Below are 22,687 nucleotides of genomic sequence, written 5' to 3'. Positions count from 1 at the left end.
AGGCGGCATGTCACTGACGCTCGACCTGGCGGGCCGGACCGTCGTGGTGACCGGGGGCGTGCGCGGGGTGGGCGCCGGCATCAGCCGCGCCTTCCTGGAGGCGGGCGCGGACGTGGTCGCGGTCGCCCGCCGCGAGCCGGAGGCGGTGCCCGAGGCGGGCGGGCGGGCCGCGCGGTTCGTCTCGCTGGACGTGCGCGACCCGGACGCCGTGCAGGCGTTCGCGGACGGCCTCGACAGCGTGGACGTGCTCGTCAACAACGCGGGCGGCGCCCCCTACCTGCCGGTGGCGGACGGCTCGCTGCGCACCCACGTCAAGATCATGGAGCTGAACCTGACCGCGCCGCTGATCATGGCCAGGGCGCTGCGGCCGCGGATCATGGAGCGGGGCGGCGGCTCGGTCATCAACATCGGCAGCGTGAGCGGCGTGCGGCCGTCGCCCGGCACCGCCGCCTACGGCGCCGCGAAGGCCGGGCTGCACAACCTCACCCAGTCGCTGGCGGTCGAGTGGGCGCCGCACATCCGGGTCAACACGCTGGTCCTCGGCATGGTCCGCACCGAGCTGTCGCACCTGCACTACGGGGACGAGGACGGTGTCGCGGCGGTGGCGAGGACCGTCCCGCTCGGCCGCCTCGCCGACCCCTACGACATCGGCGCCGCGTGCGTGTTCCTGGCGTCCGACCTGGCGTCCTACGTGACCGGCTCGTCGATGCAGGTGCACGGCGGGGGAGAGCGCCCCGCGTTCCTGGACGCCGCCACCGTCAACAAGGAGGAATCGCGATGATCTGCAAGGACCGGGTGGTCGCCGTCACCGGCGCCGGACGCGGCCTCGGCCGGGCGCACGCGCTGGAGTTCGCCCGTCAGGGCGCCCTCGTCGTGGTCAACGACCTCGGGGTCGCCCGCGACGGCACCGGCGCCGCCTCCGAGGGCCCCGCCCACGACGTGGTCCGGGAGATCGAGGCCCTCGGCGGGCGGGCCGTCGCCAACACCGACGACATCGCCACCGACGAGGGCGCCGCCGCGCTGGTCGCCGCGGCGACCGGCACGTTCGGGCGGCTGGACACCCTCGTCAACAACGCCGGGTTCCTGCGCGACCGGATGCTGGTCAACCTCGGCGAGGACGAGTGGGACGCCGTCATGCGCGTCCACCTCAAGGGCCACTTCCTGCCGCTCAAGCACGCCGGGCGGTACTGGCGGGCCGAGAGCAAGGCGGGCCGCGCCGTGGACGCGCGCGTCGTCAACACCTCCTCCGGCGCCGGGCTGCTCGGCAGTGTCGGCCAGGGCAACTACTCCGCCGCGAAGGCGGGCATCGTCGGGCTCACCCTCGTGGCGTCCGCCGAGCTCGGCCGGTACGGCGTCACCGTCAACGCGATCGCCCCCGCCGCCCGCACCCGGATGACCGAGGAGGTCTTCGCGCAGACGATGGCCGCCCCGGCCGAGGGCGAGTTCGACGCCATGGCCCCCGAGAACGTCTCGCCGCTCGTCGTCTGGCTCGGCTCCGCGCAGTCGCGGGACGTCACCGGGCGGGTCTTCGAGGCGGAGGGAGGCAAGATCTGCGTGATGGACGCCTTCCGCCACGGCCCCGCGGCGGACAAGGGCGCGCGGTGGGACCCCGCCGAGGTCGGCGACGTGGTCAAGGACCTCCTGGCGAAGGCCCCCGCGCCCGAACCGGTGTACGGGGCGGGCTGACCGGCGCCTCAGCGCGGCCGGTAGTCGTCCATGTACCGGCGGACCTTCTCGGTGTACGGCCGGAACCTCGCCGGGACGCCGCCCGCCTTCACGACCGTCTTCGACGAACTCCGGTAGGCGGCGGCGAGGTTCAGCGCCGGGTCGCCCGGGACGTTCTTCAGGTCCTTGCCCCAGTAGCACAGGAACCGGCCCATCGCGGGGATCGACAGCTCAGGCGTGATCTGTGCGGGCTTCGGCTCGGGGTTGTCGAGCCCGCCGGGCTGCCAGAACACCAGCACGCGCGGCGTCCACCGGGCGATGCCGTACTCGTCGTGCGCCGGGTCGGACAGGTGGGGGTCGAAGCCGCTCTCCGCCTTCAGCATCGCCGCGATGAGCGCCGGGCTCAGCCCGCGCATCTCGCACCACGTCCCGGCCTGCACGATCAGGTCCCGGTAGTGCGCGGGGATGTCGGATCCCGCGCGCAGCCACTGCCCGGTCCGGTCCTGCGGCTTCGCGCCGCCATTACCCCCGTGGGGGAGCCAGAACGCGACGGCGGCCGCGGCCACCGCCGCGGCCGCCCCGGCGCCCGCGACCGCCCGCCGGCCGCGCGGGCGCTTTCGCGGTGGGCTGCTTCCCGGCGCGAGGGCATCGGTGCGCGTGGTCCCGGCGGCCCGCGCCAGCGCCTCCCCGAACTCCGCCGCGGACGCCCAGCGTTTCTCCCGGTCGGGCTCCAGCGCGCGCAGCACGGCCGCGTCCACGCTGGACGGGACCGAGGCCCGGGTCTCGGCGGGCGGACGCGGCGGCACGGCGGGCGGCTCCCCGGTCAGCAGGTGGTGGGTCAGCGCGCCGAGGCCGTAGACGTCCGCGCGGCGGTCGGGCGCCCCGTCCACGTGCGTCTGCTCGGGCGCCATGTAGCCGGGCGAGCCGGCCGGGAGCGTCAGTCTCGACAGGTGCTCCCCGGTCCGCGCGATGCCGAGGTCGGCGATCATGATGCGCTCGCCGCCGCCGGGCGCCGAGCGCAGCAGCACGTTGGACGGCTTCAGATCGCGGTGCACGATGCCGAGGTCGTGCAGCTCCTGCACGCCGCGGATGATCTCCTGGGCGGTGCGCAGCGCCTCGGCCGCGGGGAGCGGCCCGCCGGCGAGCCGCTCGGCCAGCGTGCCACGGTCGGCGTAGGTCATGACGAAGTAGGGCCGCCCGTCGGGCAGCTCGCCGATGTCGAAGACCTGCACCAGCCGGTGCGAGTCGGCGAGGCGCAGCAGCCGCGCCTCCTGGACGAACCGTTCGCGCACGTCGGTGCGCAGCGTCCAGTGCCCGGCCAGGATCTTGATCGCGACCGGGGAGTCGAGGTCGGGATCGTGCCCCAGCCAGACCGAGGCGAAGCCGCCCGAGCCGAGGTGGGTGTCGATCCGGTAGCGGCCGGCGGCGGTCGGGGTCTCCACGCCTCCCCATCATGAACGAGGCCGGGGGCCCGGTGCAGTGGCTTTGGGTGAAGGATCACGTGCGGAACGTGGCCCCGGCGGAGAGCGGAATGCGCATTCCCGGCGCGGCGTTGTAACCGCCGGATAATGGATCGCCTCGTGCCGGGCGTTCCGGCTACGGTGCGAAGGTTGTGTGGGGTGAGCGGGGCCCGCGAGGCCTGGAACCCTATCCTTGTCGATGGTTATGGGGACGAGTGTGGAATCGCCGCTCGCCGGCCTGCGCGCGCGCCTGCCGCAGTTGATGCTGCGCGACCAGCACCGGTTGCGCCGCAGGATCGACGGCGTCCAGAAGATGCGCGACGCCGGGCGCCGGGCCAGGGTCGCCGAGGAGATCGCCGCCGACGTCGAGACCGCCGAACGGCGGGTCGAGCGGCGGCGCCTCGCCATGCCCGCGATCACCTATCCGGCGCAGCTGCCGGTGTCGCAGAAGAAGGACGACATCCTCGCCGCGGTCCGCGACCACCAGGTGGTGATCGTCGCGGGCGAGACCGGCTCCGGCAAGACCACCCAGATCCCCAAGATCTGCCTCGAACTGGGCCGGGGCGTGCAGGGCTCCATCGGCCACACCCAGCCGCGCCGGCTCGCCGCGCGGACGGTCGCCGACCGCATCGCCGAGGAGCTCGGCACCGAGCTCGGCGACGCCGTCGGCTACAAGGTCCGCTTCACCGACCGGTCGAGCGACGACACGCTCGTGAAGCTGATGACCGACGGCATCCTGCTCGCCGAGATCCAGACCGACCGGCTGCTGCGCCAGTACGACACGCTCATCATCGACGAGGCGCACGAGCGCAGCCTGAACATCGACTTCCTCCTCGGCTACGTCAAGGAGATCCTGCCCCGCCGCCCCGACCTCAAGGTGATCATCACCTCGGCGACGATCGACCCGGAGCGGTTCTCCGCGCACTTCGGCGACGCGCCGATCGTGGAGGTGTCCGGGCGCACCTATCCGGTCGAGGTCAGGTACCGCCCCGTCGCCGACCCCGACGACCCGTCGGCCGACCCCGACCGCGACCAGGTCCAGGCGATCGTCGACGCGGTGGACGAGCTCGGCCGCGAGGCCCCCGGCGACGTGCTGGTGTTCCTCAGCGGCGAGCGGGAGATCCGCGACACCGCCGACGCGCTCACCAAGCACTTCACCCGGCGGAAGGCGGCGACCGAGGTCCTGCCGCTGTACGCGCGGCTGTCGTCGGCCGAGCAGCACCGGGTGTTCCAGCCGCACCGCGGGCGGCGGGTCGTGCTCGCCACGAACGTCGCCGAGACGTCGCTGACCGTCCCCGGCATCAAGTACGTCGTCGACCCCGGCACCGCGCGCATCTCCCGCTACAGCCACCGCCTGAAGGTCCAGCGGCTCCCGATCGAGCCGGTCTCGCAGGCGTCGGCGAACCAGCGCAAGGGCCGCTGCGGCCGCGTCTCCGAGGGCGTGTGCATCCGGCTGTACTCCGAGGAGGACTTCGAGTCCCGCCCGGAGTTCACCGAACCGGAGATCCTCCGGACGAACCTCGCGTCGGTCATCCTGCAGATGACGGCGCTCGGCCTCGGCGACATCGCCGCGTTCCCGTTCGTGGAGCCGCCGGACCGCCGCAACGTCAAGGCGGGCGTCGACCTGCTGCACGAGCTCGGCGCCGTCGACCCGGCCGAGAAGGACCCGCGCAAGCGCCTCACCCCGCTCGGCCGCCGGCTCGCCCAGCTGCCCGTCGACCCCCGGCTCGGCCGGATGATCCTGGAGGCCGACCGCAACGGCTGCGTCCGCGAGGTGCTGATCATCGCGGCGGCGCTGTCCATCCAGGACCCGCGCGAGCGCCCCGCCGAGCACCAGCAGGCCGCCGACGAGAGGCACCGCAGGTTCGCCGACCCCGGCTCGGACTTCCTCGCCTACCTGAACCTGTGGAACTACCTGCGCGACCAGCAGAAGGAGCTGTCGGGCAGCGCGTTCCGCCGCATGTGCAAGAACGAGTTCCTGCACTACCTGCGCATCCGCGAGTGGCAGGACCTCCACGGCCAGCTCAAGCAGGTCGCCAAGTCCCTCGGCGTCACGCTCAACACCGCCGACGCGCCGCCCGACCGCATCCACACCTCGCTGCTCGCCGGCCTGCTCTCGCACATCGGCCTGCTGGACGCCGAGAAGAAGGACAAGCCGCGGCGCGGGCAGGAGTACCTGGGCGCCCGGGGCGCGAAGTTCGCGGTGTTCCCCGGGTCGTCGCTGTTCAAGAAGCCGCCGCGCTGGGTGATGTCGGCGGAGCTGGTCGAGACGTCCCGGCTGTGGGGGCGGATCAACGCCAGGATCGAGCCCGAGTGGATCGAGCCCCTCGCCCAGCACCTGGTGAAGCGCAACTACAGCGAGCCGCACTGGTCGAAGAAGCAGGCGGCCGTCATGGCGCGCGAGAAGGTCACCCTCTACGGGGTGCCGATCGTCGCCGACCGCCGCGTCAACTACGGCGCCATCGACCCGGCGCTGTCGCGCGAACTGTTCATTCGGCACGCCCTCGTCGAGGGCGACTGGGAGACCCACCACCGCTTCTTCCACGACAACCGCGCGCTGCTGGACGAGGTGGAGGAGCTGGAGCACCGCGCCCGGCGCCGCGACATCCTCGTCGACGACGAGACCCTCTTCGACTTCTACGACGCGCGGATCCCCGAGGACGTCGTCTCCGGGCGGCATTTCGACGCCTGGTGGAAGCAGGCCCGGCGCACCGATCCCGACCTGCTCGGGTTCGAGAAGTCGATGCTCATCAACGAGTCGGCGGGCGGCGTCAGCGAGTCCGACTACCCGGACGCGTGGAAGCAGGGCGCGCTGCGGCTCCGCCTCACCTACCAGTTCGAGCCCGGCACCGACGCCGACGGCGTCACCGTGCACATCCCCGTCCAGGTCCTCAACCAGGTGCGGCCGGACGGCTTCGACTGGCAGGTGCCCGGCCTGCGCACCGAGCTGGTGACCGAGCTGATCCGGTCGCTGCCGAAGCAGCTGCGGGTCAACTTCGTCCCGGCGCCCGACTACGCCCGCAAGATCCTCGACCGGGTCGCGCCGCGCACCGAACCGCTCCTGGACGCCCTGGAGCGCGAGCTGACCGCGCTGACGAGCGTGCCCGTCGCGCGGGAGGCGTGGGACCCGTCCCGGCTGCCCGCCCACCTGCGCATCACGTTCCGGGTCGTGGACGGCGGGGGCCGCACCCTCGGCGAGGGCACCGACCTGGACGAGCTGAAACGCCGCCTCGCCGGGAAGGTGCGCGGGACGCTGTCCAAGGCGGCGTCCACGATCGAGCGGTCCGGGCTCACCGCGTGGACCATCGGCGAGCTGCCCCGCACCTACGAGCGCAACCAGGCCGGCTACGACGTCAAGGCGTATCCGGCGCTCACCGACGAGGGCGACACCGTCGCCGTCCGCATGTACGAGACCGAGTCAGAGCAGCGCCGCGCGATGTGGCTCGGCACGCGGCGGCTGATCCTGCTGAACGCGCCGTCCCCGGTGAAGCTCATCCAGGGCCGCCTGACCAACAAGGGCAAGCTCGCGCTCAGCCACAACCCGCACGGCTCCGTCGCGGCGCTCTTCGACGACTGCGTCACGGCCGCCGCCGACCGGCTCATCGCCGAGGCGGGCGGGCCCGCGTGGGACGAGGACGCCTTCCGCGCCCTGTACGACCGGGTCCGCGCCGACCTGCACGACGCCACGGCCCAGATCGTCGCCCTGGTCGAGCGGATCCTCGCCGAGGCGCACGAGCTCGACCGCCGGCTGCGCGGCACGGCGAGCCTCACCCTCGTCCCTGCGCTCACCGACATCCGCGGCCACCTCGGCACGCTCGTCCATCCGGGGTTCGTCACCGCGACCGGGTGGGCCCGGCTGCCCGACCTGCCGCGCTACCTGCGCGCCCTGCAGGTCAGGCTCGACAAGCTCCCCGAGAACCCGGGGCGCGACCGCATGCTCGCGCACCAGGTCGACGTCCTGGCGCAGGAGTACGAGCAGGCGCTGCGCCGGCTCCACCCGTCCCGCCGCGAGGAGGAGCCGGCCCGGCAGGTCCGCTGGATGCTGGAGGAGCTGCGGGTCAGCCTCTTCGCCCAGCAGATCGGAACCCGCTTCCCCGTCTCCGACAAGCGCATCCGCAAGGCGATGGCCCAGCTGTAGCCGGCGGTGCGGGGCATGATCACATCCGGGTGATACTGGGGCATGGCGCTGCGCGAGTTCTACCCCCCGATCGAGCCGTACGACTCCGGTCTCCTCGACGTCGGCGACGGCGACCGCATCTACTGGGAGGCCTGCGGCAACCCGGAGGGGGTGCCCGCGGTGGTCCTGCACGGCGGGCCCGGGGGAGGGGTGCTGCCCGACCAGCGGCGGTTCTTCGACCCGTCCCGGTACCGGATCGTGCTGTTCGACCAGCGCAACTGCGGCCGGAGCCTGCCCTTCGCCGGCGACCCGGCGGTGTCGCTGGAGCACAACACCACGCCGCATCTCGTGGCCGACATCGAGCGCCTTCGCGAGCACCTGTCGATCGAGCGCTGGCTCGTGTTCGGCGGCAGCTGGGGCAGCACCCTCGCGCTCGCGTACGCGCAGGCGCATCCGGACCGCGTCGGCGCGATGGTGCTGCGCGGCATCTGGCTCGTCCGCCCCTCCGACGAGGAGTGGGGACTGGCTCCGACGGGCGCGGCGCGCCTCTTCCCGGCCGAGTGGGCGGCGTTCCGGGACGCGATCCCGCCCTCCGAGCAGGACGACCTGCTGGCCGCGTACGGCCGCCGCGTCGGCGACCCCGACCCTGCCGTGCACGTCCCGGCCGCCCGCGCGTGGGGCGCCTGGGAGCTGGCGGCCAACACGCTCCTGCCCGTCCCGCCGCCGGAGCTGGACGACGGGGTCCTGGTGGCGTTCGCCCGCATCATGCACCACTACATCGCGAACGGGGGCTTCCTGCCGGCCGGGGGCCTGCTCGCGGGCGTGGACCGCATCCGGCACATCCCCGCCCTGATCGTGAACGGGCGCTACGACGTGAAGACGCCGCCGGAGCAGGCCTGGGACCTCCACCGGGCCTGGCCGGAGGCGAGGTTCCACATCGTGGAGGACGCCGGACACGGCGGCAGCGAGCCCGGCACGCGCGACCTCCTCATCGGGGCCACCGACGACTTCGCCGCTCACTTTCCGACGGGGTGGGCGCTTCCACATGTACCACCCAAGTCACTGCAGTGACGCGCAGGGGTGCGTATCGTTCATTCCATGCCTAACAGCGAAGAGCGCGACAATAGCGGCCCCGAGGGGACGGCCGCGGCTCCCCAGGGCGCGGTCTCCGAAGGCTCGGGGGACAAGGGCACCGGTCCCGGGGCGTCCGCCGAGACGGCGGTCGCGCGCATGGGCGACCCGGTCACGGTCTGGCCGTGCGCCAACTGCGGGCGGCCCGTCCCCCAGGCGGTCGGCGCCGTCCGCACCGTCCGCTACTGCCAGGACAACGACGGCGCCTGCGCCCGCGAGGCGCGCGAGCGCCGCGACCGCGGCCGGGACGCGCCGGGCCTCACCGGGCAGGTCGCGTCGGCATGGGAGATCGTCGAGCGGCTGGAGAAGGCCGCCGACGCGCTCGCCGACTCGCTGACCTCCGAGCTGAGCGTCGCCGGCGTGGAGCGCCGCGTCGCCGAGGTGCGCGCCGAGGCCGCCCGGGAGCTCGCCATCGCGCAGAGCGAGCGCGACGCCTCCCAGCGCAAGGCCGAGGAGGCGTGGCACGAGGCCACCTCCGCCCGCAAGCGCGCAGAGGCCGCCGAGCAGGACGCCGGGCGCGCCCGCGAGGAGGCCAAGCTCGCCACCGCCAAGCGCGACGCCGCGCAGCAGGCGTGGGAGGAGGCCCACCAGATCGCGCAGCAGTCCATGACGGCCAAGCTCGCCGCCGAGAGCGAGCGCGACCGGGTCGCGGCCCGCGAGAGCGAGCTGCTCGCCGCGCTGGAGGCGGCGCGGGCCGAGCTCGTCGGCCTGCACGCCAAGCTCGCCGAGGCGGAGGGCACCGCCGAGGCGCAGCGCGTGGAGGCCGCGGTCGCCAAGCAGGGCGCCGAGGACCTGCGCAACGCCATGCGCGACACCGAGGCCCAGCGGCAGCGCGCGATGCAGGCCGCCAGCAAGGCCGAGGCCGAGCGCACCGCCGCCATGCGCGCCCAGTCGGAGGCCGAGGCGGAGGCCCTGCGCGCCAACGCCCGCGCCGAGGAGGCGGCCAAGGAGCGTGACGCCGCACTGGCGCAGGCCAAGGCCGCGACGAGCGAGCGGGACGAGCTCAACACCAAGATCAACGAGCAGGCGGTGCAGCTGCGGCAGCTGTCGCAGTCGGTCGCCGAGCAGCAGGCCGCGCTGACCGCCCTCGCCGAGGAGCGCGACGCCGCCCGCGCCGAGGCCGACCGCGCCCGCCGGCAGATCGACCAGCTCACCCACAACACGCTGTCGTCCAACTTCCCGCCCGGCGGCCGGATGTCAGGCGGCGGCCACCCGGCTCCCCCGCCCGGCGCGCCGCCGTCCGGGGCCCCCGGCACCGCACCGGCGCCCGGTATGCCGCCGGGCCCGCCCCCCATCGGCGGGCGCGTCCCGAGCGGCGTCCCGGCCCAGCCCGGGGCGCCGGCCCCCCTCGGCGCCCCCGTCCCGCATCCGGCCCCCGGCCCGAACGGGACGCCGGGCTCGACCACCGGCGGCCACTCCGCCCCGGGCGGCCCCCCGCCGCACCAGGGCCGCCCGCTCAACGGCGCCGACCGGGAGGACCCCCTGTTCACCGGCCCCTGACGGCCCCGGCCCGGGCGGCCGCGCCGTCCGGGCTCAGCCGAGGCCGACCAGCACGACCAGCGCCAGCGCCAGCCCTGCCACGGCGGCGGAGATCAGAACCTGGTAGTGCCCCTGCGCCGAGGCCCGCCGCGGCGTGAGGACCTTCCGGTGGCCCCGCGCCATGTCGGCCGCGGCGCGGCGGGCGCCCTTCCAGTAGGCCCCCGTGTAGACGGCCAGCGCCGCCAGCCCCAGGATCAGTAACCCGTCTCCGCTCATCGATCCGCCTCCCGTTTTCCGCGGAAGCTCAGATTGAACAGCGGATCCGGCTCGGGCGACAGTGTCGGACGACACGTTCCGCCGAAAAAAGCGCGTCCCGGCCGCTCCGCCCCCGGATCGGCGGCCGGGCGGTCAGCGCCCGAACGTCTCGGGGTCGACCTCGATCCAGATCTGCTCGGCGCGGCCCAGCAGCCGCCCGTCCGCCCCGTACAGCGCGGTCGCCGCGTGCATCTTGCGGCCCTCCCGGCTGCGGGCGAGGCCCATCACGACGCACTGCTCACCGGCCTCCGGCACGTCCATCACCTGCGCGGTCATGGTGCCGAGGACCGCGGGGCGGCCCGCCACGTCGAACGACCAGCCGCCCGGGCAGTCGAGCGCGGCCCACACCAGCTCCCGCTCGGGCACCCGCTCGGGCACCCACGGCGCCGCGACGGTGCCCTCGGCGACGGGACCCGGTTCGAGCCGCAGCCCGTCGCCGGGCTCGCGGTCGGGCCCGCAGACGAAGCAGCCCGGGAACGGGTGGTTCTCCGCCGCCCGGTACTTCTCCGCCGCCTGCAGCGCCTCCTCGAACGGCACGGGCGCGACGGGCGGCACCACGATCGCCCCCGCGAGCGCCTCGGCGATCAGCCGCTCGCCGTCCCACAACCGGGCGCTGTGCCCGCGCTCGTCCTCCACCGTGACGGTCAGCTCGGTGTCCAGCGGCGGCGGCTGCCGCAGCGTCACGGTCACCGTGTCGATCGGCACCCGCCCCGCCAGGCGCCCCGCCACGTATCCGCCGTTCCCGGACCCGTCCGGTCCGTGGAACCGCCTCTCGATGATCACTTGACATCCCCCGTGCTCACGTACACCACACCGAAAACGGACCGATCATAGTCAGCCCTGCCGACAGCCCGCTTCCGGGGGTGGCCGGGCAGGGCGTCCCTATACCGCCCGGGATGGCTGGGGGCGGCCCGGGCGGGTGGTGAAGAAGACCGAGAGGGAACCGCGCAGGCGGGCCCGGACGGTCTCCTCGTCGACGGGGCCGTCCGCGGGGACGGGTGTGCGGTCGAGGGCGCGGGCGATGAGGAGGTCGACGCTGCGGTCGGCGACGAGGACGGAGCACGTGTCGCACGCGTACCAGGGATAGAGCATGTTGAGGACGGCCACGGCGGTGTCGTCGTCGGACAGGTGCGTGGTGTCGAGCTCGACCTCGAACATGTCGGTGTCGTCGGGGTCGAGCGTGGGGTAGTAGAGCCAGCTCGCCGCGGGCCCGCCGCAGAAGTCGCATCCCTGGTCGGGCGGGGCGGGCTCGCCGACCGCGAGCTCGAGCTCGTGGTCCCACGGCTCCACCCGCCGGTTGTGGCGGTAGCCGACGCCGTCGAGCGAGCCCTCGCGGTTGTGCGTCACGTCGTGCACCTCGCCGCCGCAGCGGGCGCACATGAAGCCGAGGTCCTCCATGTCCCTCCCCGATAGCTGAGGCACCGGCTCTCACAGTATCCGGCCGGACGCCTCCCTCGAACCGGGCTGCGGCGGTACGTTGAAGATCGTCCACCGACGCCTCCGCCCCGGCGACCCCGGTCTCCGGCGTCCCGCACCGCCCATCCGCCGCGCGTGCCCCTTCGGTGCCCTCGACAGGCCGTGTCCGCGAGCGGGAGGTTTCCGTGTCCGACGTCGTGCTCAACGCCGACAAGATCGATCTGGTCCGCGAGCGGCGGACGCTGCTCGACCGCGTCACGCTGACGGTGCTGCGCGGCGAGCACTGGGCGCTGATCGGCCCGAACGGGGCCGGCAAGAGCACGCTCCTCGGCATCCTCGGCGCCTACACGCACCCGACGCGCGGCACGGCGGAGATCCTCGGCCGCCGGCTCGGCCGCGTGGACGTCCAGGAGCTGCGCCGGCTGATCGGGCAGGTCAACCCGCGCCACCCCCTGGAGTCGGCGCGGACGGTGCGGGAGGTCGTCCTGACCGGGGTGACGGGCACCATCGAGCTCGTCCCGCGCTGGACGCCGTCCGAGGACGACCTGCGCCGGGCGGACGAGCTGATCGGGCTGCTGGGCCTCACGCCCCGCACGGGCGCCCGCTGGCCGAACCTGTCGCAGGGGGAGCGGGGACGCGCGCTGATCGCGCGGGCGCTGATGCCCGACCCGCCGCTGCTGCTGCTCGACGAGCCCGCCACGGCCTGGACGTCGCCGCCCGGGAGCGGCTGCTCGCCGCCATCGACCAGCTGCGCGCCGAGCGCCCCGACCTGACGACCGTGCTCGTCACGCACCACCTGGAAGAGCTGCCCGTCAGCACCAGCCACGCGCTGCTGCTGCGTGACGGCCGGGTGCTCGCGTCCGGACCGGCCGGCGAGGTCCTCACGACCGAACTGGTCAGCGCGTGCTTCGACCACCCGATCACGATCAGCCGGCACCACGGGCGCTGGGCCGCGACCGCCGGGCGGGTCTGACCGGACCCCGCCGGGCCGCCGGCCGCGGTTCAGCCGCCGGCGACGCGGTGCCCGGCCAGGTGGGCGAGGACCGACTGGTTCGCCTCCCACCCGTCCGGGAACTTGACCGGCACGCCGAGGTGCACCGGCTCGGCGGACGGATGCGCGTCCAGCAGCTCGGGGATCCCCGCACGCGCCACCACGACGCACGCGTGCCGGTGCCGCGACGTCAGCACGCACAGCCGCCCCGACTCCAGGTGGAACGCGGTCGCGTCGCGGCGCCCCGACAGCGGGTGCAGCACGACCGTCACGTCGTACTCGCGGCCCTGGAGCCGGTTGGCGGTGTCGACGGTGATGCCCGCGCCGTGCGGGCCGAGCGCCGCGCGGATCGCGGTGACCTGGTCGCGGTGGGCCGCGCCGATCGCCACGCGCGCGGCGTCGACCGGATTCGAGCCCTGCTCGGAGTGGGCGACGGGGCCGCGCTGCAGCAGCCGGACGGCGAGCGCCGCCGTCGCGCGGACGGCCTCGGCGTCGGTGCGCAGCGTGTGCCGCGCGGGCAGCTCGTAGAGGGCCCAGCCGGTGGCCGCGGCCTCTTCGAGCGCGTGGTCGTAGGTGGTGCCCATGCCGCGCGCGGCGAACTCCAGCCTCCGGTCGCCCGGCCCCGTCCCGGCGCGGAAGCCGGTGAACGGATAGAACGCCTCCGACACCACCGGGGCCGCCGACGCGGGCAGGCGCCAGGACACCGGCAGCCGGTGGACGGGAAGGTCCGGATTGTGCGCGAGCAGGACGGACACGGCACTGCGCATCGGGTCCCAGGTGAGGCCGGCCCAGCGTTCGACCTCGACGCTGGAGAACGGGTCGAGCTGGCCCGGGTCGCCGACGAACAGCGCCCGCTCGAACCGCCCGGCGATGCGCAGCAGCAGGTCCGAGCGCATCTGGTACGCCTCGTCCACGATCGCCCACGGCCACGACCCGTCCGAGAGCGTCGCCCACTTCGCGCCCGTCGCGATGACGACGGTGTGCTCGGCGAGGTCGTCGGCCTTCTGCGCCACCCGCACCGACGGGTGCGCCATGACCCGCTCGGACGGCGCGTACCCCGACGCCGACAGCCGCCCCAGCGTGATACCGGGATGCTTCGCGGCGATCCGGTCGATGAGGTCGTCGACCTGCTCGTTGGTCTGCGCCACGATCATCAGCCGCTCGCCGGCCTCGGCCAGGTGCGCGGCCGCGCGGACCACCAGCGTCGACTTGCCCGCGCCCGGCGGGGAGTCGACCACCACGCCGCGGTGCCCGCCGCCGAGGTCGGCCAGGACGCCGTCGACGACCCGGGCCGCCGCGTCGCCGGGGTCGGCCGTGGAGAGGGCGGGGTCCTGCGCCGCCACCGGTACCAGGTGGCGGCCCGCGTGTCCGGTCACGACCATTCCTCTTCGGCGTCCTCGTCGGTCGGCACGTACTCGGCGGGCGGCCCGCCGTGCGTCCACGGCGTGTCCTCCCGGTCGGGGAACTTCGCGGCGCCGAACGACCCCTCGGTGAGCGAGGTGAAGCACACCCGGTCGCCGACCTCGGGGACGACGCCCGCCTCCGGGGTGAGCTTGCGGCCCATCCCGCCGGTCAGCTCCAGCAGCACGCCGCCGTCCTCCACGTCCACGATCCTCCCCTTGAGCGCCGGCCTGGCCGCGCTGCACACGGTCGTGCCGACGTCGAGCCGCACCGGGTCGCGCGTGCCGACCCGCAGCAGCGGACGCAGCTTCGGACGCTTGCCCGTCTCGTCGAGCCGGGCGGGGTCGCACTCGGTGACCGTCCCGCCGAACGCCTGGCCGGCCAGCCGGTGCTCGGCCATCACCAGGGGATCGTCGAACGCCCGCTGCGCGTCGTAGGCGTCCTGCGCGCGTTCGAGGTCGTGCAGCCGCCGCGCCGCGCGGACGGGCGGGTCGCGGCGCGCCTGAGGATACGCCTCGCCGAACGTCTGGTGGTAATAGGTGAAGGCGTCCCGGTCGCGCTCCCAGCGGCGCGGGACGCTCGCCCCCTCCGGCAGCGCGCGCAGCAGCTCGACGGCCCGCCACATCAGCTCCCACGTCGGGGTGAGCTGGGAGGCGAGCGCGGCGCGCAGCCGCTCCTCGGCGCGCGGGGCGCCGCCCGACCGGTCGTAGGCGGCGATCGCGGGCGCGAGGACCTCGTTGTCGAACGTCGGGTCGGTCGTCGGGCCCGCGGGCGGATGCTGGACGGGGTCCTCGGCGCGGGCCGCCGCGGCCGGCCCGTCCAGGCCGTCCGGCGGGTCGATCCACCCCATCAGCGCGGCGAGGTTGCCGTCCTCCAGCGAGCTCTGCCCGGTCGCCCAGTGCAGCCTCAGCAGCTCCGTCACCGCCCCCAGCAGGGACGACCCGGGATGGTCGTTGCGGTCGGCGAACCACGTCAGCCACCGGCCGAGCACCGGTACGGCGGGGTCCACCGCGTAGGGCCCCTCGGTGCTGCGGAACCGCGTCGAGCGGCCCATCAGGCGCAGGAACGCGACACCGCCCCGGTTCGGCACGAGCAGCTGCGGCGCGTCCCCGTACCGGATGCGCTCGTCGCCGTCCTTGCCGGGCGGCAGCTCCTCCACCGCGCCCCGGCTCGTCTCGATGTGGTTCAGGACGAGCTTGGCGAGGGTCGCCGCGAACGCGAACCGCAGATCGCGGTTGCGCGGCTGCGGGACGACGAGCAGGGAAGGATCGTCCGGCGCGCTGCCGACCATCACGGCCAGCGGCGCCGCCGCCTCCCCGGCGAGCTTCAGCGGGACGAGCACGAGCGGGGCGTCCGACACGTGGCAGTGCCGCACGGTCGCGAGGGGCTGCGCGATCCCGGCGGCCGCGGCCTGCAACCGCGCGAGCGAGGACAGCGCACTCATGGGCGGATCACGCGGCCCCGTGCAGCGCCTCGTCGCGCAGCCGCGCCGCGGCGCGCAGCTGCTCGGCCGTCTCGGCCAGGTCGTCTGAGGGGTGCAGCGACCCGTCCGCCAGCGCGAGCGCGGTGCCGATCGTGTCGACGCCGCCGAGGTCGTCGCGGACGGACCGGCCGAGCGCGCCCGTCGCGCCGCACGCGCGCGCCTCGTCCCGGCAGAACAGCGCCATCTCGCAGCCCGCCATGCACTCGGGCGCGTACCGCGCCTCGACCGCCCGCACGGACTCGGCGAGCGCCTCCCCGGGCTCGAACGTCAGGTCGTCGGGCAGCTCCGCGAGGATGTCGTCGACGCGGGTGAGCCGCGCGAGCTGCCGTTCCAGGACGGCGAGCTGGGGCCGGACGTCCAGCGGCGTCGCGGTGGGGCGGTTCGAGAAGTTCTCCGGGCAGACGAGGAACACCTCGTGCGACACGCGCGCCGGGTCGTGCCCGAGCTCCGCCGCCAGCCGCCGCAGCGCCAGCACGTACACCGCCGACTGGCGGGCCGCCGCCGCGACCTGCTCCGGCTCGGCCTGCCCGTCCACCACGGCGAACGACTTGATCTCGATGACGTGCATCCGGCCCTCGAGCTGGAACGCGATCACGTCGGGCTCCAGGTAGGCGGGCCGACCGGCGATCTCCAGCCGCAGCAGCGGATGGTCGAACAGCGTGCCCTCGCCGGTCTCCAGCGCGCGGGCGACCAGCCGCCGCGTCCGCGAGTGCCGCAGCTCCCGGCCCTCGTTGCCCGCGACGACCTCCAGGTCGTCGTAGGCGACCTCGGGGACGGCGAGGCCGAGCCGCTCGCGCAGCAGCGTCAGCAGCTCCGCGCAGCCGTCCGCCTTCACCTGCGCCTCGAACGCGTTCCCGCGCGTGATCGCGAACTGCGACTGGCCGAACGGCGCGGGGAACCCCAGGGCCCGCGCCACCGCGTCCTTGTCGACGCCCGCCGCGTCCATCACCCCGCGGCGGGCGCAGCCCGGATTGGAGGTGAGCGCGGCGATCGTGCGGGCGTCGTGGTTGCGCGGCGGCGCGTCGCCGCGCAGCCGGTCGAGGTCCGGCGCGGTGTCGGTCATCGGTCCGTCTCTCCGTTGATGGCGGGGCGCCGGCCGGGATCCCGCAGGGCCCGCAGCCGGGTGCCGAACAGCCGTTCGGCGTCGTCGAGCCGTTCCCGGGCGCGTGCGGCGGCCGCCTCGCGGCGCCGCCGGTCCGGGTCGCGGTGCACGTCCAGCTCGGTCCGGGCGGCCTCGGCGAGCGCGGCCGGATCGACTGTACCGACCGTACCGGTGACCGCACCGGGAATGTTGGACGCGAAACGCCACAGCAGCCGCTGCACGCTCGGCGCGGGGGTCCCGCGCCCGGCGTGCTCGGCGAGGCGCAGCGCGCAGGTGAGGAAGTCGGTGCGCGGGCTGAGCGGCCCGACGATCCGCTGCTCCAGGGGCCACGTGCTGACGGTGAGGAGTCCGCGCGCGGGCGCGAGCAGGTCGGCGGTCAGCGCGGCGCACAGGTAGTACGGGCGCGCGTACGGCGCGGTGCGGAAGGAGCGCTCCTCGTCGCGGCGCAGGCTCGTCAGGCGGCTCCCCGGGATCTCGCCGGGGAAGAACGCGGCGTACACCGACCCGATCAGCTTCGGCGCGGCGGGCGCGCCGAGCAGGGTGAGCGCCTGGTGGACCTGCTCCCGGACGGGCAGGAGCCCGCGCGGGCCGCCGTCGCCGCCGCTCGTGCCGGGCCCGGCGGCGTTGCCCAGGACCGCGTCGTCCCACGCGCTCTCGGTCCTGCGCAGTTCGGCGCGCAGCTCGCGGGCGCCCGGCCGGTCGCCGGCGGCCATGGCCCGCCGGACGGCGGCGCGCAGCTCGGCGATGCGCGTCTCCAGCTCGTCGGGGGTCGGGGCGCCGGGGGACCGGGACATGCGGCAGACAGTACAGGTGCTTCCCGACACTTCCAGTGTTTTCCAGTTTTTCAGGGTCCGGGCGGCTCAGCGCGGCTTGTGCCACACGATGGAGTAGCGCCACAGCAGATGCTGCCGGAACACCACGCCGGGCAGGAGCCGCAGCGCCTCGTCCCGCACCTCGCCCCACGTCATGTCGGGGTCCATGACCGGGGCGCCCGGGCTGCCCGCGCGCCGCCGGTTGCGGAGCAGGTGGAAGTAGTGCACCGGGAGGCCGACGGCCGCGTACGCCCGGTCGCGCGGCCCCTTGTTGTTCGCCAGGCCGACGACCACCAGGGTTCCGCCCGGCCTGACGGCTCCGCGCATCGCCGTCAGGGCCTTGACGAAGTCCATGTGGTGGATGGCGGTGACGCTGCAGACGAAGTCGTAGTGGTCCTTCGGCAGGTCGTGTTGGGGGAACCCCGCTTCGACGAAGTCGACATTGCCGATGCCCTCGCTCGCCCGGACCGCCTCCGCGATCATCTCCGGCGACCGGTCGATCCCGGTGACGTGCGCCGCCCGCGGCGCGAGGCGGCGCACCAGAAGGCCGTCCCCGCAGCCGACGTCCAGCGCCTCCCCGCAGCCGCGCGGCACGTTGCGCAGCACGACGCCGTGGTAGTGCGTGTTGTGGTTCCAGTAGTCGTCGGTCATCGTCACCACCGGGTCATCGTCACCGCCGGGTCAGGGGCGCGGGTCGCGGCGGAGGGGGTGGGCCTCCGGGACCTCTACGATAACGATCTTGACGCCGTCGGGGTCCTCGATCCACATCTCGACCAGCCCCCACGGCTCCTCCCGCGGCTCCCGCGTGACGCGCGCGCCGGCGGCCGCGAGCCGCTCGTGCTCGGCCCGGACGTCCCGGACCTGGAGCCAGAGCATCGGCGACGAGCCCGTCTCGCCCGCGCCGTGCCCCGACACCTCCAGGAAGCCCGCACCGAGGAAGAACACCACGCCGGGGGAGTCGGCCGGGCCGAACTCCCGGTACACGGCGAGGCCCAGCACGTCGCGGTAGAAGCGCTGGGTGCGCGCCGGATCGCGGGGGCGGAGCAGGATGCGGCTGCTGAGTACGTCCATGCCGCCATCCTGGCCTCGCCCCCGCCCCGTGCGCGCAGCGGCGCGCCCGGTGTCAGTCCGCGAAGCTGGCGCGGTAGGTGGCGGCCATGTCCTCGTCGCCGTGGCCCTGCTCGATGACGCGCCGGAACCGCTCGCCCACCGCGTCGTTCACGTCGACGCGGATGCCCGCGGCCTCGGCGGAGTCGTGGATGAGCCGGGTGTTCTTCTCGGCGTTGCGGACGGCGAAGCTCGGCTCGAAGTCGCCCTCGAGCATCGCCTTCATCTTGACCTGCAGGTAGGGACTGTCGAGCGGGCCGCCGGTGAGGACCTCGCCGAGCAGGGACGGGTCTAGCCCGAGCCCCTTCGCCAGCGCCACCGACTCGGCGACGACCGAGGTCAGCGAGATGGCGTAGCTCACGGCGGCCAGCTTCAGCCGGGTGCCCGCGCCGCTCGCGCCGTCCTCGTCCAGCCAGACCGTCCTGCTCCCGACCGCGCCGAAGACCGGGTCCAGGACCTTCCGCGCGTCCTGCGGCCCCGCGGCGAGGATGACGAGCTTGCCCTGCTCGGCGGGCTGCTTGGTGCCCTGGACGGGGGAGTCCACGAACGTCAGCCCGTGGTCGGCGGCGAACGCCGCCAGCCGCGGCACGTCCGCGACGCCGACCGTGCCCGCCTGCGCCCAGACCTGCCCGGCGCGCAGCCCGGGCGCCGCGTCGGTCATCGTCGCGAGGGCGGTCTCCCCGTCGTTCAGCATGGTGATGACGACGTCGGCGTCCCGGACGGCCTCGGCGGGGGAGGCCGCGACGGTGGCGCCGTCGGCGGCGAGCGGCTCCGCGCGGGCGGCGGTGCGGTTCCAGACGGCGACCCCGTGCCCGTTCCTGAGCAGGTTGCGGGCCATCGCGGCCCCCATGATCCCGGTGCCGAGCACTGCGACCTGAGTCATCCTGCGGCTCCTTTTGGACTGTTCGATACAGAATCGTGCGGACCAAGGTTCGCACATCGCGGGCCGATGCGCGTTCGCAGGGTCCCCTACCCGCCGGGAGGCGGGGATGCCTTGCCGCGCCGTCCGATCGGGGGCGGGGGCCGATCAGCCGTAGGCGGGGCTGTCGCCGGGGGCGTCGGCGTACACGGCGGTGTAGGGCACGGCGAAGGCGTCGAGGGTGCGGTCGAGGTTGGCCGACCACCAGCTCACGAGCGTGGCGGGGCCGCGCTCGCCCGCGCCGTCCTCGCCCAGGTAGCGGTGCCGGAGCGGCGCGACGTCGCAGAGCCGCTCCCACCATTCGCGGTGCACGGCCGACTGGATCTGCCCGGCGTCCAGGGGGAAGGCGGAGCGGTGCCCGCGCACGAACGCCTCGACGCGGTCGAGATCGAGGCCGCGCTCGTCCTCGCAGGCGAACAGCCGTGCCGCCGAGCGCACGACCTCGCCTGCGACCGGGCCCGTGGTGAGACCGCCCCAGCCGAGCACGGCGGTGACGTTGCCCGACCCGCCGTAGCGCAGGTGCTCGGCGTGGAAGGAGCCGTGCAGGTGCCCGACCGTGCTCACCTCGATGTCGGGCGGCTGGTGTCCGGCGAACTCGGTGAGCAGGTCGCGGCGCTCCCGCAGGCGGCGCGCGGTGAGCGCGTCGAAGTCGGTGCCGTCCTCGCCGCCCGGGACGTCGCGCAGCATCTCCTCGACGGCGGCGGCCGCGTCGGCGGCCCGCGGCGTCGGCACGAGCATGCTCTGCTGGACGGGCGGCGTGAGCTCGTCGAGCGCGGCGTGCACCCGGCCGAGCAGCTCGCCGAGGGCCTCGCACTGGGCGAACGTCAGTTCCAGGCCGCCGCGGCCCCGGCCGCCGACCCACGGGTACAGGACGTATCCGCGGCCGGCGGCGGTGACCAGCGTGCGCCCGCCGCGCGCCGGCACGGGCGCGAGCACCGGCAGACCGGCCGTGTCGAGCGCGGCCGTGACGCCGTGCTGGAACAGCACCCGGCGCCGGTCGGGGCCGGCGTGCTCCCTGAGGAAGAACGCCCCGTCCGCCGTGTCGACGCGCCAGCTCCGGTCGCCGCTCCCGGTGGCCAGCGGCGTGGTCGTGCCAGGCGCGCCGATCTCCCAGCGTTTCAGCAGCCGCGGCGGGAGCGGCTCGGGGCCGGGCCCGTCACCGGCCCTCGCCCGCTTCCCGGCGCCGCTCCGCCTCCCGCCGGCGGCCCGCTTCTCGACGCCGGCCTGTTTCTCGGAGTCGGCCTGTCTCTCCGTGTCGGCCTGTCTCTCCGTGTCGGCCGGTTCCTCGGCGTCGGGCCGGTCTCTCGTGTCAGCGCTCTGGGACGTCGGCACCTCGGCACCTCGGCTGAGTCGGACGGACGGCGGTCGAATGGGTGTTCTACGCCGACGCTACACGTCCCGGCCGCGGGGCGAAAGCCGACCGCGCGGCCCGGCGCCTCAGACGCGTTCGAGGACGACGACCGGGATGTCGCGGCTCGTCTTCTTCTGGTACTCGTCGTAGTCCGGCCAGACGGCGGCCATCTTGCGCCAGAACGCGGGCTTCTCCTCGGGCGTCGCCGTCCGGGCCCGCGCGGTGAACTTGTCGCCCTTCACCTGCACCTTCACCTCGGGGTTCTCCTGCAGGTTGCGGTACCAGGCCGGCGGCTCGTCCGCCCCGCCCTTGGACGCCACGACGAGGTAGGCGTCGCCTTCCGGCTGGTAGATGAGCGGCGTGGTCCGCTCCTTGCCGCTGCGCCGCCCGGTCGTGGTGAGCAGGAGGGTGACGGTGCCCTGCCACTCGTGCCCCTCCTCACCGTCGGTCGCCTGGTACCGCTCGACGTGCTCCTTGCCGTAAAGCATGGTCGTCTCCTCACTCGGCATCGCCATCGAAAGGCGCCCTCTTGTAACCCGCGAGCCGGGGCCGCCCTTCCCGGGATCATTACCCTGGCGTGGTGGATGATGCGGCAGAGGTGGCGCGGCGGTGCGCCGAGACGATGTACACGCAGGACGAGGTGGCGCAGGACCTCGGCATGCAGATCACCGAGATCGCGCCGGGGCGGGCGCGGTTGCGGATGACGGTGGCCGACACCATGGTGAACGGCCATGGGATCGCCCACGGCGGCTACTTGTTCCTGCTCGCCGATTCGGCGTTCGCCTACGCGTGCAACACCTATGACTCCGTGACGGTCGCCGCGTCCGCGGACGTGGTGTTCGTCGCGAGTGCGCGCGGTGGTGACGTCCTGGAGGCGACGGCGGTCGAACGCACCCGGTACGGCCGAAGCGGGATCTACGACGTCACGGTGCGCCGCGTCCCCGGCGGGGAGGTCATCGCGGAGTTCCGCGGCGGGAGCCGCAGCCGGGACCAGCGCGTCCTGAACGGCGGCACGCCCTGAGGGCCGCCGTCACAGCTCGTTGAGGACCCGGGTGAGGTAGCGCGCGGTCTCGTCGGGCCGCTCGGCGGTGATGCAGAGGTTGTTCATCGCGCGCATGTAGGTGTCGACGTCGGTCGGCTTGTCGAGGTAGAGCGCGCTGGTGAGCTGCTCCAGGTAGACGACGTCGGACAGGCCGGGCTCGGCGAAGCGCAGGATGGTGAACGGGCCGCCTGCGGCGGCGTGCCCTCCCGCGCCGAACGGCACGATCTGCAGCGTGACGTTGGGCAGCTCCGACACCTCGATCAGGTGCCGGATCTGCTCGCGCATCACCTGGCGGCCGCCGAGCGGGCGGCGCACGACCGCCTCGTCCAGCACGGCCCACAGCGTCGGCGCCTCGGGGGAGGTGAACCGCTCCTGCCGGGTGGTGCGGATCTGGACGCGGCGCTCGACCTCCTCGTCGCTGGCGTCGGAGTACCCGAGCCGGACGACGGCGCGCGCGTAGTCCTCGGTCTGCAGGAGCCCGGGGACGAACTGGAGCTCGTAGGTGCGCAGCAGGGACGCTGCCTCCTCCAGCCCGAGGTACACCTCGAACCAGCTCGGCAGGATGTCGCCGTACCGGTGCCACCAGCCGGGGGTGTTGGCCTCCTTGGCGAGCGCCAGCAGCGGGGCGCGCTCGGCGGGGTCGGAGACGCCGTAGAGGGTGAGCAGATCGGCGACGTCGCGCTCCTTGAAGCCGACCCTGCCCAGCTCCATTCGACTGATCTTGGAGTGCGATCCGCGGATCTCGTAACCCGCCTGCTCGGTGGAGATGCCGCGCGCCTCGCGCAGCCGCCGCAGTTGCGCGCCGAGGAGAATGCGCAGGACGGTCGGCCCGCCGCGGCGCGGATAATCGATCAGCCGTCCGGCCGGATCACCTTCCGGCGGGGGTGTTGGGGCAG

The 22,687-nt window shown here is 74.4% G+C and carries 22 protein-coding genes; 8 read left to right on the top strand and 14 right to left on the bottom strand.

The features are described from left to right. The first annotated feature begins 7 nt into the window (after positions 1 to 7). The gene (locus AB0C21_RS41000) at positions 8 to 781 is read left to right on the top strand and encodes an SDR family oxidoreductase (RefSeq protein ID WP_500211681.1); all 774 of its coding nucleotides are present in this window, start codon (positions 8 to 10) and stop codon (positions 779 to 781) included. Next, positions 778 to 1,686 carry an SDR family oxidoreductase gene (locus AB0C21_RS40995; protein ID WP_500211680.1) on the top strand — a complete coding sequence of 303 codons (909 nt, stop codon included), beginning with the start codon at positions 778 to 780 and terminating at the stop codon, positions 1,684 to 1,686. Before AB0C21_RS41000 ends, AB0C21_RS40995 begins: the two co-directional genes overlap by 4 nt. Positions 1,687 to 1,694: 8 nt before the next feature. Here AB0C21_RS40995 and AB0C21_RS40990 read toward each other — a convergent pair whose 3' ends face one another. Further along, a complete protein-coding gene (locus AB0C21_RS40990) occupies positions 1,695 to 3,107 on the bottom strand; it encodes a protein kinase domain-containing protein (RefSeq protein ID WP_500211678.1) in 1,413 nt (470 codons plus the stop codon). Between the two features lie 223 nt (positions 3,108 to 3,330). Here AB0C21_RS40990 and hrpA point away from each other — a divergent pair, with 223 nt between their 5' ends. From hrpA to AB0C21_RS40975, 3 genes are read left to right on the top strand one after another with little or no spacing between them, the layout of a single operon-like run. Beyond that, positions 3,331 to 7,263 (top strand): ATP-dependent RNA helicase HrpA, encoded by a 3,933-nt coding sequence (gene hrpA / locus AB0C21_RS40985; RefSeq protein ID WP_500211676.1) that lies wholly within the window; start codon positions 3,331 to 3,333, stop codon positions 7,261 to 7,263. 48 nt (positions 7,264 to 7,311) lie between these two features. Continuing rightward, complete coding sequence (gene pip, locus AB0C21_RS40980; RefSeq protein ID WP_500211716.1) at positions 7,312 to 8,313, top strand: prolyl aminopeptidase; 1,002 nt, start codon at positions 7,312 to 7,314, stop codon at positions 8,311 to 8,313. A gap of 27 nt (positions 8,314 to 8,340) precedes the next feature. Next, complete coding sequence (locus AB0C21_RS40975) at positions 8,341 to 9,873, top strand: chromosome segregation ATPase (protein ID WP_500211675.1); 1,533 nt, start codon at positions 8,341 to 8,343, stop codon at positions 9,871 to 9,873. 33 nt (positions 9,874 to 9,906) lie between these two features. Here the strand turns inward: AB0C21_RS40975 and AB0C21_RS40970 are convergent, their stop codons facing one another. From AB0C21_RS40970 to AB0C21_RS40960, 3 genes are all read right to left on the bottom strand, one after another. Then, positions 9,907 to 10,128, bottom strand: coding sequence for a hypothetical protein (locus tag AB0C21_RS40970; protein ID WP_500211673.1), 222 nt, complete (start codon positions 10,126 to 10,128; stop codon positions 9,907 to 9,909). A 132-nt stretch (positions 10,129 to 10,260) separates the two neighbouring features. Continuing rightward, positions 10,261 to 10,950 carry a hypothetical protein gene (locus tag AB0C21_RS40965; protein WP_500211672.1) on the bottom strand — a complete coding sequence of 230 codons (690 nt, stop codon included), beginning with the start codon at positions 10,948 to 10,950 and terminating at the stop codon, positions 10,261 to 10,263. Positions 10,951 to 11,049: 99 nt separating this feature from the next. Then, on the bottom strand, positions 11,050 to 11,565 hold the full coding sequence (locus AB0C21_RS40960; protein ID WP_149264467.1) for a hypothetical protein: 516 nt from the start codon (positions 11,563 to 11,565) through the stop codon (positions 11,050 to 11,052). 203 nt (positions 11,566 to 11,768) lie between these two features. Between AB0C21_RS40960 and AB0C21_RS40955 the strand changes: the two genes are divergently transcribed. Together AB0C21_RS40955 and AB0C21_RS40950 are read left to right on the top strand one after the other, a co-directional pair. After that, on the top strand, positions 11,769 to 12,356 hold the full coding sequence (locus AB0C21_RS40955) for an ATP-binding cassette domain-containing protein (RefSeq protein WP_500211670.1): 588 nt from the start codon (positions 11,769 to 11,771) through the stop codon (positions 12,354 to 12,356). A 5-nt stretch (positions 12,357 to 12,361) separates the two neighbouring features. Continuing rightward, entirely contained in the window at positions 12,362 to 12,556 is a 195-nt protein-coding gene (locus AB0C21_RS40950; RefSeq protein WP_500211668.1) for a hypothetical protein, read from the top strand. A gap of 29 nt (positions 12,557 to 12,585) precedes the next feature. Here the strand turns inward: AB0C21_RS40950 and AB0C21_RS40945 are convergent, their stop codons facing one another. The 9 genes from AB0C21_RS40945 to AB0C21_RS40905 form a co-directional block, all read right to left on the bottom strand. After that, the gene (locus tag AB0C21_RS40945; RefSeq protein ID WP_353821051.1) at positions 12,586 to 13,950 is read right to left on the bottom strand and encodes an AAA family ATPase; all 1,365 of its coding nucleotides are present in this window, start codon (positions 13,948 to 13,950) and stop codon (positions 12,586 to 12,588) included. Next, on the bottom strand, positions 13,947 to 15,419 hold the full coding sequence (locus tag AB0C21_RS40940) for a hypothetical protein (RefSeq protein ID WP_500211667.1): 1,473 nt from the start codon (positions 15,417 to 15,419) through the stop codon (positions 13,947 to 13,949). Before AB0C21_RS40940 ends, AB0C21_RS40945 begins: the two co-directional genes overlap by 4 nt. Positions 15,420 to 15,426: 7 nt before the next feature. Further along, positions 15,427 to 16,521: a hypothetical protein gene (locus AB0C21_RS40935; RefSeq protein WP_500211666.1), complete on the bottom strand. Its 1,095-nt coding sequence runs from the start codon at positions 16,519 to 16,521 to the stop codon at positions 15,427 to 15,429. After that, positions 16,518 to 17,354, bottom strand: coding sequence for a hypothetical protein (locus tag AB0C21_RS40930; protein ID WP_500211665.1), 837 nt, complete (start codon positions 17,352 to 17,354; stop codon positions 16,518 to 16,520). Before AB0C21_RS40930 ends, AB0C21_RS40935 begins: the two co-directional genes overlap by 4 nt. Positions 17,355 to 17,420: 66 nt before the next feature. Further along, positions 17,421 to 18,023, bottom strand: a complete 603-nt coding sequence (locus tag AB0C21_RS40925) for a class I SAM-dependent methyltransferase (protein ID WP_500211714.1) — start codon at positions 18,021 to 18,023, stop codon at positions 17,421 to 17,423. 30 nt (positions 18,024 to 18,053) lie between these two features. After that, entirely contained in the window at positions 18,054 to 18,443 is a 390-nt protein-coding gene (locus AB0C21_RS40920; RefSeq protein ID WP_500211663.1) for a VOC family protein, read from the bottom strand. 52 nt (positions 18,444 to 18,495) lie between these two features. Next, positions 18,496 to 19,362: an NAD(P)-dependent oxidoreductase gene (locus AB0C21_RS40915; RefSeq protein WP_500211662.1), complete on the bottom strand. Its 867-nt coding sequence runs from the start codon at positions 19,360 to 19,362 to the stop codon at positions 18,496 to 18,498. Between the two features lie 144 nt (positions 19,363 to 19,506). Continuing rightward, the gene (locus AB0C21_RS40910) at positions 19,507 to 20,730 is read right to left on the bottom strand and encodes a phosphotransferase enzyme family protein (RefSeq protein WP_500211660.1); all 1,224 of its coding nucleotides are present in this window, start codon (positions 20,728 to 20,730) and stop codon (positions 19,507 to 19,509) included. Positions 20,731 to 20,835: 105 nt separating this feature from the next. Then, entirely contained in the window at positions 20,836 to 21,237 is a 402-nt protein-coding gene (locus tag AB0C21_RS40905; protein ID WP_500211658.1) for a nitroreductase family deazaflavin-dependent oxidoreductase, read from the bottom strand. A 134-nt stretch (positions 21,238 to 21,371) separates the two neighbouring features. Here AB0C21_RS40905 and paaI point away from each other — a divergent pair, with 134 nt between their 5' ends. Next, a complete protein-coding gene (paaI, locus tag AB0C21_RS40900) occupies positions 21,372 to 21,770 on the top strand; it encodes a hydroxyphenylacetyl-CoA thioesterase PaaI (protein ID WP_500211712.1) in 399 nt (132 codons plus the stop codon). Between the two features lie 9 nt (positions 21,771 to 21,779). Here the strand turns inward: paaI and AB0C21_RS40895 are convergent, their stop codons facing one another. Next, positions 21,780 to 22,646, bottom strand: coding sequence for a Sco1979 family transcriptional regulator (locus AB0C21_RS40895; protein ID WP_149264536.1), 867 nt, complete (start codon positions 22,644 to 22,646; stop codon positions 21,780 to 21,782). Positions 22,647 to 22,687: the final 41 nt, after the last annotated feature.

It is taken from the genome of Spirillospora sp. NPDC049024, assembly GCF_040649235.1.
Classification (GTDB): Bacteria; Actinomycetota; Actinomycetes; order Streptosporangiales; family Streptosporangiaceae; genus Spirillospora.
Note: the sequence above shows the minus strand (reverse complement) of the source record. Positions and strands in the feature narration are given on the sequence as shown.

What these genes read in the sequence shown, in the direction of transcription:
- AB0C21_RS41000 (WP_500211681.1), top strand. Translation starts at nt 8, where the DNA reads ATGTCACTGACGCTCGACCTGGCGGGCCGGACCGTCGTGGTGACCGGG.
- AB0C21_RS40995 (WP_500211680.1), top strand. Translation starts at nt 778, where the DNA reads ATGATCTGCAAGGACCGGGTGGTCGCCGTCACCGGCGCCGGACGCGGC.
- hrpA (WP_500211676.1), top strand. Translation starts at nt 3,331, where the DNA reads ATGGGGACGAGTGTGGAATCGCCGCTCGCCGGCCTGCGCGCGCGCCTG.
- AB0C21_RS40975 (WP_500211675.1), top strand. Translation starts at nt 8,341, where the DNA reads ATGCCTAACAGCGAAGAGCGCGACAATAGCGGCCCCGAGGGGACGGCC.
- AB0C21_RS40970 (WP_500211673.1), bottom strand. Translation starts at nt 10,128, where the DNA reads ATGAGCGGAGACGGGTTACTGATCCTGGGGCTGGCGGCGCTGGCCGTC.
- AB0C21_RS40960 (WP_149264467.1), bottom strand. Translation starts at nt 11,565, where the DNA reads ATGGAGGACCTCGGCTTCATGTGCGCCCGCTGCGGCGGCGAGGTGCAC.
- AB0C21_RS40940 (WP_500211667.1), bottom strand. Translation starts at nt 15,419, where the DNA reads ATGAGTGCGCTGTCCTCGCTCGCGCGGTTGCAGGCCGCGGCCGCCGGG.
- AB0C21_RS40935 (WP_500211666.1), bottom strand. Translation starts at nt 16,521, where the DNA reads ATGACCGACACCGCGCCGGACCTCGACCGGCTGCGCGGCGACGCGCCG.
- AB0C21_RS40930 (WP_500211665.1), bottom strand. Translation starts at nt 17,354, where the DNA reads ATGTCCCGGTCCCCCGGCGCCCCGACCCCCGACGAGCTGGAGACGCGC.
- AB0C21_RS40925 (WP_500211714.1), bottom strand. Translation starts at nt 18,023, where the DNA reads ATGACCGACGACTACTGGAACCACAACACGCACTACCACGGCGTCGTG.
- AB0C21_RS40920 (WP_500211663.1), bottom strand. Translation starts at nt 18,443, where the DNA reads ATGGACGTACTCAGCAGCCGCATCCTGCTCCGCCCCCGCGATCCGGCG.
- AB0C21_RS40915 (WP_500211662.1), bottom strand. Translation starts at nt 19,362, where the DNA reads ATGACTCAGGTCGCAGTGCTCGGCACCGGGATCATGGGGGCCGCGATG.
- AB0C21_RS40905 (WP_500211658.1), bottom strand. Translation starts at nt 21,237, where the DNA reads ATGCTTTACGGCAAGGAGCACGTCGAGCGGTACCAGGCGACCGACGGT.
- paaI (WP_500211712.1), top strand. Translation starts at nt 21,372, where the DNA reads ATGTACACGCAGGACGAGGTGGCGCAGGACCTCGGCATGCAGATCACC.